Here is a 12682-nt window from a genome sequence, read left to right as displayed (position 1 = left end):
GTCTCAGACGACGGCGAAGCCGCGATTATAGCGCGTCTTTCAGTGCCTTGCCAGCACGGAACTTCGGAGAACGTGCAGCCGGGATCTTGATGGTTTCGCCGGTCTTCGGATTGCGGCCGCTGCGCTCGGCGCGCTCGCCCACATAGAAGGTGCCAAAGCCCACCAGAGTCACGGTATCGCCCTTCTTCAAGGCATCGGTAACGGCAGCAACCATGCCGTCCAGTGCCTTGGCGGCAGCAGCCTTGGAAATGTCGGCCTCTGCGGCGATGGCGTCAATCAGTTCAGACTTGTTCACGTAAGTCCCCTTTCGTCGTTCTTCGGTCTACGTAATTCGGATAAAAACGCTTGCTTTATAGCAAGCCGGAAATCCTTGTGTCAAGCGGCTTCCACGGGTGTTTTGCTATTCAGCAAGCCCATTTGCAAGTTGCGAAATCCCAGGATATTCACAGCTTCGCTAAGGTCATGATTCTTAATGCTTCAAAACCGAGAGTCCGCCACTGGCGTCCTGTGCCGGGGGAATCTCGCCAGATTGTTCTTCTTGCGACAATTCTTCCGGTTGACGCTCCAATGCCAGCGCGAGAACCTCGTCAATCCACTTGACAGGGTGGATTTCCAGCTTCTGCTTGATGTTCGCCGGAATCTCTGCCAAGTCTTTTTCGTTGCCTTTGGGAATCAGCACGTGGCGAATGCCGCCGCGATGAGCCGCCAACAACTTCTCCTTCAAACCGCCGATCGGCAACACCTCGCCGCGCAGCGTGATTTCGCCCGTCATCGCCACATCGGCGCGCACCGGAATGCCGGTCAGCACCGAGACGATGGCCGTCGTCATCGCAATGCCCGCGCTCGGGCCATCCTTGGGCGTCGCGCCTTCCGGCACGTGGATGTGCATGTCGCACTTCTCGTAGAAGTCCGGCTTGATGCCCAAGCTGCGCGCCCTGCTGCGCACCACGCTCATCGCCGCCGTGATCGACTCCTGCATCACCTCGCCCAACTGGCCGGTGCGCACAATGCTGCCCTTGCCCGGCAGCGATACCGCCTCGATGGTCAGCAATTCGCCGCCCACCTCGGTCCAGGCCAGGCCGGTCACTTGGCCGATGCGGTTTTCCTCTTCGGCCAAGCCGTAGTCGAAACGCCGCACGCCCAGATACTTGTCCAGATTCTTGGCCGACACCGTAACCTTGCCAGTCTTGCCCGGCTTGAGCAAGGCCCCCGTCACCACCTTGCGGCAGATCTTGGCGATTTCGCGGTCCAGACTGCGCACGCCGGCCTCACGGGTATAGTAGCGCACGATGTCGCGGATGGCAGACTCCTGCACCAGCAACTCGCCTTCGCGCACGCCGTTGGCCTCGATCTGCTTCGGCAGCAGGTACTTCAGCGCGATATTGACCTTCTCGTCTTCTGTGTAGCCTGACAAGCGGATGATTTCCATCCGATCCAGCAGCGCGGGCGGAATGTTCAGCGAGTTGGCGGTGGCGACGAACATCACGTCGGACAGGTCGAACTCGACTTCGGCGTAATGATCGATGAAGGCATGGTTCTGCTCCGGATCCAGCACTTCCAGCAGCGCCGAGGACGGATCGCCGCGGAAGTCCGCGCCCATCTTGTCCACTTCGTCCAGCAGGAACAGCGGATTTTTGACGCCGACCTTGGACATATTCTGCAACACCTTGCCCGGCATGGAGCCGATATAGGTGCGGCGATGGCCGCGGATCTCGGACTCGTCGCGCACGCCGCCCAGCGCCATGCGCACGAACTTGCGATTGGTGGCGCGGGCCAAAGACTGCCCCAGCGAGGTCTTGCCGACGCCCGGAGGGCCGACCAGGCACAGGATGGGCGCCTTCAGGCGATCGACGCGCTGCTGCACCGCCAGATACTCCAGAATGCGTTCCTTGACCTTCTCCAGGCCGAAGTGATCCTCATCCAACACTTCCTCGGCCTTGGCCACGTCCTTGCTGATCTTGGTCTTCTTCTTCCACGGCAGCTCGAGCAGCGTGTCGATGTAGTTGCGGACCACGGTGGCCTCGGCCGACATCGGCGACATCATTTTCAGCTTTTTCAGCTCGGACTGCGCCTTCTCGCGGCCTTCCTTGCTCATGCCGGCCACTTTGATGCGGCGCTCCAGCTCGTCCAGATCGCTGGCCTCGTCCATCTCGCCCAGCTCTTTCTGGATGGCCTTGACCTGCTCATTCAGGTAGTACTCGCGCTGGCTCTTTTCCATCTGGCGCTTGACGCGGCCGCGGATGCGTTTTTCCACCTGCAGGATGTCGATTTCGCCTTCCAGCTGCGACATCAGGTGCTCGAGGCGGGTCTGCACGTCGAACATCTCCAGCACTTCCTGCTTCTGCTCCAGCTTCAGCGGCAGATGAGCGATGATGCTGTCGGCCATGCGGCCGGCGCGATCGATCCCAGCCAGCGAGTTCAGCACCTCCGGCGGGATCTTCTTGTTCAGTTTGACGTACTGTTCGAACTGGGCGAGCAGCGCGCGGCGCATCGCCTCAGTCTCATTGGTCTCTTCCAGCTCGCTGGACAGCGGCGTGAATTCTGCGACGAAGCAGCCGTCCTCCTCGCCCACCTGCTTGATGGTGGCGCGCTGACGGCCTTCGACCAGCACTTTGACGGTGCCGTCCGGCAGCTTGAGCATCTGCAGCACCGCTGCGATGGTGCCGACGCTGTACAGGTCCTCGGCCGAAGGCTCATCCTTGGAGGCCGAACGCTGGGCCACCAGCAGGATCTGCTTGCCTTCGTCCATTGCCAGTTCCAGCGCGCGGATGGACTTGGCCCGCCCGACGAACAGCGGGATGACCATATGCGGGAAGACCACCACATCGCGCAAGGGCAGCAGCGGCAGCGTGGTCTCTTCTCTGATTTCTGCGGGTTGCGGCATATCACCTAACCTTAGCTTGGGAATACAATGCTTGGGAAATGGGGCTCGATGACAAAATATCAACACCCCATACTAAAACAGATTACGACGGTGACAAATAAAAAACCGCCCTGCCGGGCGGTTCAGTCATTCAGGCCAGGCCCTCAGGCGGATTGTGCCACACCGCCGCCCTCGCGGTAGATGAAAAGCGGCTTGTCGCCCTTCTCGATCACCTTCTCGTCCACGACGACTTTTTCCACGTCCTGCATGGACGGCAGTTCGTACATCGTGTCCAGGAGCGCGCGCTCCAGAATGGAACGCAGGCCGCGGGCGCCGGTCTTGCGAGCCAGTGCCTGCTTGGCAATGACGCGCAAAGCGGATGGACGCACTTCCAGGTCCACCGATTCCAGCGAGAACAGCTTCTGGTACTGCTTGATCAGCGCGTTCCTCGGCTGGGTCAGGATGGAAACCAGCGCCTCCTCGTCCAGCTCTTCCAGCGTGGCGACCACCGGCAGACGGCCGATCAGCTCCGGAATCAGGCCGAAACGGATGATGTCCTGGGGCTCCACTTCCTGGAACAGCTTGGTCAGGCTCTTGCCGTCGTCCTTGGAGGAGACTTCGGCGCCGAAGCCGATGCCGCCCTTTTCGGAGCGCTGGCGGATGATCTTGTCCAGACCATCGAAAGCGCCGCCGCAAATGAACAGGATGTTGGTGGTGTCCACCTGGATGAATTCCTGGTTCGGATGCTTGCGGCCGCCTTGCGGCGGAACGGAGGCGACCGTGCCCTCGATCAGCTTCAACAGCGCCTGCTGCACGCCCTCGCCCGATACGTCGCGGGTGATGGACGGGTTTTCCGACTTGCGCGAGATCTTGTCGATCTCGTCGATGTAAACGATGCCGCGCTGGGCCTTGTCCACATCGTAGTCGCACTTCTGCAGCAGCTTCTGGATGATGTGCTCGACATCCTCGCCCACGTACCCCGCCTCGGTCAGCGTGGTGGCGTCGGCGATGACGAAAGGCACATCCAACAGGCGCGCCAGCGACTGGGCCAGCAGGGTCTTGCCGGAGCCGGTCGGGCCGATCAAGAGGATGTTGCTCTTGGCCAGCTCGACGTCGTCCTTGCCGCCCTTGTTGTAGAGGCGCTTGTAGTGGTTGTACACCGCCACCGACAGGGTCTTCTTGGCGAAGTCCTGCCCGATGATGTACTGGTCCAGGTCCGCGCGAATCTCCTGCGGCGTCGGCAACGGACGCTCGGCGGAAGCTCCGCCCAGCGTCTCGATGCTGCCGCCCTTTTCCAGCTCCTCGCGGATGATGTCGTTGCACAGCTCGACGCATTCATTGCAAATGAACACCTGCGGGCCGGCGATCAGCCGCTGCACCTCATGCTGGCTCTTTCCGCAGAAGGAGCAGTACAGAAGCTTTTCGTTGCTGTTTTTGTCAGCCATTAGCCAATTCCACTACTTACGCCGTCACGTCCCGGCGGGAAGACAGCACTTTATCGATCATGCCGTAGGCGCGGGCTTCTTCGGCGGACATGAAGTTGTCGCGCTCGGTATCAGCCATCACCCGCTCCAGCTCCTGGCCGGAATGCTTGGCCAACAGCTCGTTCATCTTGGCCTTCACCTTAACCAGCTCGCGGGCATGGATCTCGATGTCGGTCACCTGGCCGGACAGGCCGCCGCCGTACAGCAGCGGCTGGTGGATCATCACCCGGCTGTTTTCCAGCGCGAAACGCTTTCCATGGGTGCCCGCGGCAAGCAGGAAGGCGCCCATGCTGGCCGCCTGCCCGATGCACAGGGTGGAAACATCCGGCTTGATGAAGTTCATCGTATCGTAGATCGACATGCCGGCGGTAATGGAGCCGCCCGGCGAGTTGATGTAGAAGTGGATGTCCTTGTCCGGATTCTCCGATTCCAGGAACAGCATCTGCGCCACAACCAGGTTGGCCGACTCGTCGGTGACGGGGCCGACCAGGAAGACGATACGCTCTTTCAGGAGGCGCGAGTAGATGTCATAGGCGCGCTCGCCACGACCACTCTGCTCCACCACCATGGGCACCAGGCCCAGACCTTGCGGTTCCATCATAGATTTCATCGGCCACTCCACTTGGTTATCAGGCTTGGCTGCCCATCAGTTCGTCGAAGGACAGCTCCTTCGATACTACATTGGCCTGAGACAGCACAAATTCAACCACGTTGTCTTCCAGAACCATGGAAGTCGGGCCTTCCAGGCGGTCTGCGCTCTCATAGTACCAGGCCAGCACGTCTTCCGGCTGCTCGTAGCTGTCGGCGAACTCGGTGATCATGGCGCGAACCTGTTCCGGCTTGGCTTCCAGCTTGTTGGCCTCCACCATTTCGGACAGGATCAGGCCCAGCTTGACGCGGCGCTCGGCCTGGGCGGCGAACAGTTCCGGCGGGAACGGCATATCCTTGACGTTCATGCCGCGCTGTTGCATGTCGCGGCGGGCCTGCTCGACCAGACGGCCGATCTCCAGGCTCACCAGCGCCTTCGGCAGTTCGATTTCAGTCGCGTCGATCAGCGCTTGCATCACGTTTTCCTTGATGCGGGCCTGCAGGCGGCGCTTCACTTCGCGCTCAACGTTCTTGCGGATTTCGGCGCGCATCTTTTCCACGTCGCCTTCGGCGATGCCCAGCGCCTTGGCGAAGTCGGCGCCGACTTCCGGCAGCACGGCTTCGGCTACGTTCTTGACCAGGATTTCGAACACGGCGGTTTTGCCGGCCACGTCCTTGCCGTGGTAGTCAGCCGGGAAGCTCACTTCCACGCTCTTGATGTCGCCTTCCTTGGCGCCGATCACGCCGGCTTCGAACTCGGCCAGCATCTGGCCTTGGCCCAGCACGAACGGGAAGTTCTCGGCGGAGCCGCCTTCGAAGGCCACGCCATCGATGACGCCCTTGAAGTCGATGATCACGCGGTCGCCGTTGGCCGCTTCGCGCTCAACGCGGTTGAAACGGGTACGCTGCTTGCGCAGGATGTCGATGGTCTTTTCGATTTCGGCATCGCCGACGGTGACGGTCGGCTTTTCGATTTCCTTGCCAGCCATCTCGCCTACCTTGACTTCCGGGTAGACTTCAAAAGTGGCGGCAAACTTGAAGTTTTCCTTGTCTTCGCCAGCGGCAACCGGCTCGAAGCGCGGGTAGCCGGCCACGCGCAGTTTCTGCTCGGTCACGGCTTGGTAGAAGCCTTGCTGCACCTGCTCACCCATCACTTCTTCACGCACCTGGGCGCCGTAGTTCATTTCCACGATCTTCAGCGGAGCCTTGCCCGGGCGGAAACCTTGGATCTTGGCGCCGCGAGCCACGCGCTTCAGGCGTTCGGCCACTTGCGTTTCGATGGCGGCCATCGGCAGGGCGATGTTCATGCGGCGTTCAAGATTGCTCAGAGTTTCCAGCTGTACTTGCATGTTGATTCCTTAGAGTGTGACAGGTTGTAGTCATCTGGGACGGTACGACGCCCGGCCCAGCCCATTCCGGCGCGGCCGGCAGGCGTGGTCTCGGGCGCTGCGTGGAGTTACACCACGCACCCAACGAAACGGACAGTATATCACGCGTCGCGGGCTTGTCTGCTGCTTCACAGGCCGGGCCTGCGCGGATTGGCCCTTCTCTTGCCGCCCTGGGGTTCTTACTCCCCAGACAACTCACAGCGGTTGCCGATTGATATTGCACGAGATTTTCCCGACCCAGCGCGATGCGCGGCAGCGTCTGATATCATAAGCCGGCATGCAGATTGCCATTTTCATCGATAAAAATATTCTTAAGGAATGGCAACAATACTCGGCGGGCAATGTCTCCGCCGTCCATCTTGAAAGCTCAGGCCATGAAAATATTCGCGCGCGCCGTCTTGACCCTCGCCCTGTTCATTCATGCCGGCGGCGCGGCCGCCGGCGTCATTACCTTCAGTCCGCAGGGCGAAGTGAAGGAAGTCAGCCAAATCCGGGCCACCTTCTCTTCCAGCATGGTCGCGCTGGGCAACAGCGCGGCGCCGGCGCCGTTTGCCTGGAGCTGCAGCCTGAAAGGCAAAAGCCACTGGGTGGACGACAAGACCTGGGCGCTGGACCTTCCGGAAACCCCGCCCGCCAATACCGATTGCCGCTTCACGCTGAAACCCGGCCTCAAGGATCAGCACGGCGATCCCGTCAGCACGCCGGCTTTCCGCTTTTTCACCGGACAACCCGTCATCAGCCGCAGCTGGCCGGACGAGGGACGGATAGAAGAAGACCAGGCTTTCGTGCTGAAATTCAACGCCGCCGACGTGTCGCCGTCCTCGCTGTACTGCCAGTCGTCCAGCCTGCCGGAACGCATTCCGGCGCGCCCGCTTTCCGCGCCGGACCGCGCGGCCCTGCTCAAGCACCTGAAACTGGAAAAAGACGCGGCGCGCATCCTGACTGTCCGCTGCGCCCAGCGCCTGGCGCCGGACAGCAAATTATCGCTGATCCATCTGCGCGGCGCCGGCAAGCCGGACAAACTGGACTTTCAGATCCGCCCAGCCTTCAGCGCCGCCATGCGTTGCCAGCGTGAAAACGCCCAAGGCCCGTGCACCCCGTTCAAGGCCGTCGAGCTGAATTTCAGTTCCCCGGTGCCGGAAAAGCTGGCGATGGCGGCGCGGTTATCCGGCGCCGGCGCGGAGCGCGCGCCACAGGCGCAACAGCGCGGCAAAGGCGAGCCGGTGGACAGCATCCGCTTCGAGCCGCCCTTCCCGCCTCTGGAAACCTTGACCCTGACCCTGCCCAAGGATTTCCGCGACGAAATCGGCCGCCCGCTGCTCAACGCCGGCCGCTTCCCGCTGGCGATCAAGCTCGGCGATTATCCGCCGCTGGCCAAGTTTGCCGCCGCGCCGTTCGGCATCATCGAGTCCGGCCCGGACGCCGCGCTGCCGATCACCCTGCGCGGCGTGGAGCCGAATCTGGACATCAAGGCCGTGCAACTGGGCGGCCAGGCGCTGCGACTCTCTCGCGACGCCGACATCATGAGCTGGCTGGCCAAGGTGCAGCGCTACCATGAAAGCCATCTGCCGGCCGGCAAGGACAAGACGATAGAAAGCCGCCGCGTGTCGCTGCTGAACAAGAACCGCGACGCCGCGCCGCTGAAGCTGCCCAGCCAGCCGGACAAGAACGGCAAGTGGCCGTTCGAGGTGGTGGGCATCCCTCTGCCCAAACCCGGCCTGTATGTGGTGGAAGTGTCGTCGCGCCTGCTGGGCAAGTCCTTGCTCGGCGCGGACAAGCCGATGTATGTGCGCACCGCGGCCCTGGTCACCAATATGGCCGTGCATCTGAAACGCTCCAGCGAAAACGCGTCGGTGTGGGTGACCACGCTGGACACAGGCAAGCCGGTGCCCGATGCCGCCATCCATATCTACAACTGCAAAGGCGAGGCCTTGTGGGCCGGCAAAACCGATAAGAACGGCATCGCCACGGCCGGCATGCAATTGAACGGCGGCGAATGCTCCAACGAGGAGCTGTCCGGCCTGTTCGTCACCGCACGCGCCAAGGATGCCCAAGGCAATGAGGATGTCTCCTTCGTCCGCTCCAGCTGGAACCGCGGCATCGAATCCTGGCGTTTCCCGTTCCCGACGCAATGGAACGACAGCCCTTCCATCCTGGCGCATACCGTCCTGGATCGGCCGCTGTTCCGCGCCGGCGAAACAGTATCGATGAAACACCTGCTGCGCGTGCAGACCGGCAAGGGCCTGGGCCAATTGCGGCCGAACCAGCTGCCGCAGCAATTGCGCATCGTCCATGACGGCAGCGGCGACGAAATCAAGCTGCCGTTGAGCTGGCGCGCCGGCCGCTATGCCGAAAGCAGCTATGCCATCCCCAAAGAGGCCAAGCTGGGCGAGTACACGTTGTACCTGGAACGCAAGGGCACGCGTGGCCCGGACGACCAGGGCAAGCCGTCCAGCCAGGAACTGGACGGCTACTCGCTGCAAAGCGGCGGCTTCCGCGTGGAGGAATTCCGCCTGCCGGCGATGACCGGCCGCATCTTCACCGCCAAGGGCGCGAACATCGGCGCCAAACAGATGCCGCTGAGCGTGTCCATGGCCTGGGGCAACGGCGGGCCGGCCAAGGACTGGCCGGTGGAAGTCAGCGCCATGCTGGCCGACAGCTACACCCATATCAAGGCGTATTCCGACTTCAGTTTTTCCCCGCCGCAACGCGGCGCTGACCGCAGCGACACCTCGCTGGACGGCAAAGTAGTGCTGGACAAAGCCGCGCTGAAACTCGACGCCAATGGCAACGGCAAGGCGCTGATCGACAAGCTGCCCAAGCTCGATCGCCGCTACGACCTCGTCACCGAGGCCGCCTACCGCGACCCGAATGGCGAAACCCAGACCATCAGCCGCCGCATTCCGCTGTGGCCGGCCGCCTTGCAGGTAGGCGTCAGCGTGGACAGCTGGATTACCGCCGGCCGCGCGCTGAAGCTGAAAGCCGTGGTGCTGGACACCGCCGGCAAGCCCCTCGCCAAGCGGGACGTCAAAGTCACGCTGCGCGAGCATCGCTACCTGTCCAGCCGCAAGCGGCTGGTAGGCGGCCTCTACGCCTGGGACCACAACGAGGAGACCGAAGACAAGGGCAAGGTGTGCAGCGGCACGTCGGATGCCCGCGGCCTGGTGTTCTGCGACATCAATCTCAAGGACGCCGGCGACATGGAACTGATCGCCGAGGCCAAGGATGAGCAGGGCAACGTCGCCCAGGCCGCGCAGTCGGTGTGGGTCAGCAAGCACGACGAGCTGTGGTTCGACGTGGACAACAACGACCGCATCGACATCCTGGCCGAGAAAACCAGCTATCTGCCCGGCGAAACCGCCCGCTTCCAGGTGCGCATGCCGTTCCGCAAGGCCACCGCCTGGCTGGCCATCGAGCGCGAAGGCATTCTGGAAACCCGCGTGCTGGAGTTGGAAGGCAAGAACCCCACCATGGAATTAAAAGTTGAGCCGGACTGGACGCCCAATGTCTACGTCTCGGTGCTGGCCGTGCGCGGCCGCGTGCGCGACGTGCCGTGGTACTCGTTCTTCACCTGGGGCTGGAAAAGCCCGTCGGAATGGTGGGACGCCTACTGGAACGAAGGCGGCGATTACACGCCGCCGACCGCGATGGTGGACCTGTCGCGCCCGGCCTTCAAGTACGGCGTCGCCGAAATCCAGGTGGGCGACGCCGCCAAGCGCCTCGACGTGTCAGTCACGCCGGCTCGCAAAACCTATGGCATACGCGAGAACGCGGAGGTGGCCATCCAGGTCAAGCTGCCCAATGGCAAGCCGGCCCCGGCCGGCACCGAGGTGGCTTTCGCCGCCGTGGACCAAGCCCTGCTGGAGCTGCAGCCCAACCACAGCTGGGAGCTGATGCAGGCCATGTACCAGCGCCACAGCTACGGCGTGGAAACCGCCACCGCCCAGCTGGAAGTGGTGGGCAAGCGCCACTATGGCCGCAAATCGCTGCCGCCGGGCGGCGGCGGGGGCAAGGCGCCGACGCGCGAGCTGCTGGATACGCTGCTGACCTGGCAGCCGCGCGTCGTGCTGGACGCCAACGGCAGCGCCCGGATCAAGGTGCCGATCAACGACGCCCTCACCCGCTTCCGCCTGGTAGCCGTGGCCGACGTCGGCAATGATCTGTTCGGCAGCGGCGAAGCAGAGATCAACGTCACGCAGGATCTGCAGCTGACATCGGGCATCCCGCCGCTGGCGCGCGAAGGCGACCAGTTCGCCGCCGGCGTCACCGTGCGCAACGGCGGCGACAAGCCGCTGCAGGTCAAGGTATCCGCCAGCGCGCCCGGTTTGCCGGCGCTGCCGCCGCGCCAGATCAGCCTGCCGGTGGGCGAAGCCCGTCCCATCAGCTGGCAGGTGACGGTGCCGGAAGGCGTCAAGACGCTGCAATGGACCTTCGCCGCGCAACAGGTGGACGGCAAGGCCACCGACAAGCTGGCCATCAGCCAGCAGGTCGACCCCGCCGTGCCGGTGACGGTGGAACAGGCCACGCTGCAACGCGTGTCGCCGGAGCTGTCCATCCCGGCGGCGGCGCCGCCGGGCGCCCTGCCGGGGCGCGGCGGCATCCGGGTCAGCCTGCAAGCCAAGCTGGGCGACAGCCTGCCCGGCGTGCGCCGCTGGTTCGAAGATTATCCGTATGCCTGCCTGGAGCAACGCAGCTCCGTCGCGCTGGGCCTGGCCGACGCCAAGCGCTGGAACCAGCTGATGAGCGAATTGCCGCTGTATCTGGACGGCAACGGCCTGGCCGCCTACTTCCCGCCAGGCGAAGGCGCGCCGGACCGCGGCAGCGATGTGCTGACCAGCTATCTGCTGGCCGCGTCGCATGAGACCGGGGTGGAGATTCCAGAAGGTCCGCGCGGAAAGATGCTGGATGGGTTGTCCGCCTTCGTAGAGGGCAAACTCAAGCGCGATTTGCCCAGCAGCCGCCAGGACGCCGACGCGCGCCGCCTCGCCGCCATGGAGGCGCTGGCGCGCTACGGCCGTTTCCGTCCGGCCATGCTGGACGTGCTGGACCTGAACCCGCAAAAAATGGGCACGGCCATGCTGGTGGACTGGCTGTCGCTGCTGAACCGCGCGGCAGACATTCCGCAACGCGCCAGCCGCATCGGCGAGGCGTCCAATCTGCTGCGTGCGCGGCTCACTTATCAAGGCACCAGGATGGCCTTCAGCACCGAGGCCAGCGACAACACTTGGTGGCTGATGGGCAATGGCGACGTCAACGCCGCCAGACTGCTGTTGGCCGCCCGCCGACTGCCGGACTGGCAGGCCGACTTGCCCAGGCTGCTGACCGGACTGCTGGGCCGCCAGCAGCGCGGCCACTGGAGCACAACCACGGCCAATCTATGGGGCACGCTGGCGGTCGGGCAGTTCTCGCGCCAGTTCGAAACCACCCCGGTGAGCGGCCAGACCCGCGCGCAACTCGGCAAGACCAGCCTGAGCCTCCCTTGGCCGCAGGAAGGCGTCAAACAACTGGGCTTGCTGCCGTGGCCAGCCGGCCCGGCCAGCCTGCAGCTAAAGCACGCCGGAACCGGCGCGCCATGGGCCACCATCCAGGCCGAAGCGGCCATCCCGCTGAAAACTCCGCGCTACGCCGGCTACAGCATCAAGAAGACGCTGACGCCGGTGAGCCAGAAAGCGGCCGGCCGATATCAACCGGGCGACGTGGTGAAAGTCACGCTGGACATCCGCGCGCAGAGCGATATGAGCTGGGTGGTAGTGGACGACCCGATCCCCGCCGGCGCCACCATACAAGGCGGCGGCCTCGGCCGCGACTCCGCCATCGATGCCAAATCCGGCGGCGACGGCGACTACGCCGACTATATCGAACGCCGCTTCGCCGGCTACCGCGCCTACTACGGCTACGTGCCGCGCGGCGAGCTGAAGGTGGAATACACCATGCGGCTGAACAATCCGGGCGTCTTCAAGCTGCCGCCGACCAGGGTGGAGGCGATGTACGCGCCGGAGGTATTCGGCATGCTGCCGAATCCGCTGTTCAAAGTCGTGGATGACGGAAAATGATGCCGCGCGGCCCTCTTCAGATTTGGGTAGGGGCCGCGTCATCCGTCCGATGATCCTGGCCTGCTTTCCGCCCTGCCTGGATGGGGACGGACGGGCGTGCCAAAGACATTTTGCCAAATTGCTAATTTTTGCTTTAAAACCAATTGAAATTGCAATATGGATTTTGCAGAATGTCCAAATAACCACTACTGGCCAGGCGGAATAGAGAGGTCATCCGCAAGCCAGGAGGATCAAGGCAGGCAGGAAACGCCGGCGTTTTATCGTTAACAACCATTTATGGATTTGCTGCTGCCGCTCAGCCGCCCC

Annotated in this window: 6 protein-coding genes; 1 reads left to right on the top strand and 5 read right to left on the bottom strand. The window is 63.2% G+C overall.

The window, feature by feature from the left end; all coding sequences use genetic code 11:
• Window positions 1–25: 25 nt before the first annotated feature.
• The 5 genes from QUG01_RS01240 to tig all read right to left on the bottom strand — a co-directional run bounded on the left by QUG01_RS01240 (window position 26) and on the right by tig (window position 6284).
• Window positions 26–295 (bottom strand): HU family DNA-binding protein, encoded by a 270-nt coding sequence (locus QUG01_RS01240; RefSeq protein WP_043572292.1) that lies wholly within the window; start codon window positions 293–295, stop codon window positions 26–28.
• Between the two features lie 174 nt (window positions 296–469).
• Window positions 470–2884: an endopeptidase La gene (gene lon / locus QUG01_RS01235; RefSeq protein WP_103316780.1), complete on the bottom strand. Its 2415-nt coding sequence runs from the start codon at window positions 2882–2884 to the stop codon at window positions 470–472.
• Window positions 2885–3027: 143 nt separating this feature from the next.
• Window positions 3028–4308, bottom strand: coding sequence for an ATP-dependent Clp protease ATP-binding subunit ClpX (gene clpX, locus QUG01_RS01230; protein WP_500828524.1), 1281 nt, complete (start codon window positions 4306–4308; stop codon window positions 3028–3030).
• Window positions 4309–4324: 16 nt separating this feature from the next.
• Window positions 4325–4957 (bottom strand): ATP-dependent Clp endopeptidase proteolytic subunit ClpP, encoded by a 633-nt coding sequence (clpP, locus tag QUG01_RS01225; RefSeq protein ID WP_103316783.1) that lies wholly within the window; start codon window positions 4955–4957, stop codon window positions 4325–4327.
• A 19-nt stretch (window positions 4958–4976) separates the two neighbouring features.
• On the bottom strand, window positions 4977–6284 hold the full coding sequence (gene tig, locus QUG01_RS01220) for a trigger factor (RefSeq protein ID WP_500828523.1): 1308 nt from the start codon (window positions 6282–6284) through the stop codon (window positions 4977–4979).
• A 413-nt stretch (window positions 6285–6697) separates the two neighbouring features.
• Between tig and QUG01_RS01215 the strand changes: the two genes are divergently transcribed.
• Window positions 6698–12376, top strand: coding sequence for an alpha-2-macroglobulin family protein (locus QUG01_RS01215; RefSeq protein WP_500828522.1), 5679 nt, complete (start codon window positions 6698–6700; stop codon window positions 12374–12376).
• Window positions 12377–12682 lie beyond the last annotated feature (306 nt).

Source organism: Chromobacterium sp. CCUG 76385, assembly GCF_059916625.1.
Note: the sequence above shows the minus strand (reverse complement) of the source record. Positions and strands in the feature narration are given on the sequence as shown.

Coding starts and splice junctions, on each gene's coding strand:
- tig (WP_500828523.1), bottom strand. CDS start 6,284: ATGCAAGTACAGCTGGAAACTCTGAGCAATCTTGAACGCCGCATGAAC.
- QUG01_RS01215 (WP_500828522.1), top strand. CDS start 6,698: ATGAAAATATTCGCGCGCGCCGTCTTGACCCTCGCCCTGTTCATTCAT.
- clpP (WP_103316783.1), bottom strand. CDS start 4,957: ATGAAATCTATGATGGAACCGCAAGGTCTGGGCCTGGTGCCCATGGTG.
- lon (WP_103316780.1), bottom strand. CDS start 2,884: ATGCCGCAACCCGCAGAAATCAGAGAAGAGACCACGCTGCCGCTGCTG.
- clpX (WP_500828524.1), bottom strand. CDS start 4,308: ATGGCTGACAAAAACAGCAACGAAAAGCTTCTGTACTGCTCCTTCTGC.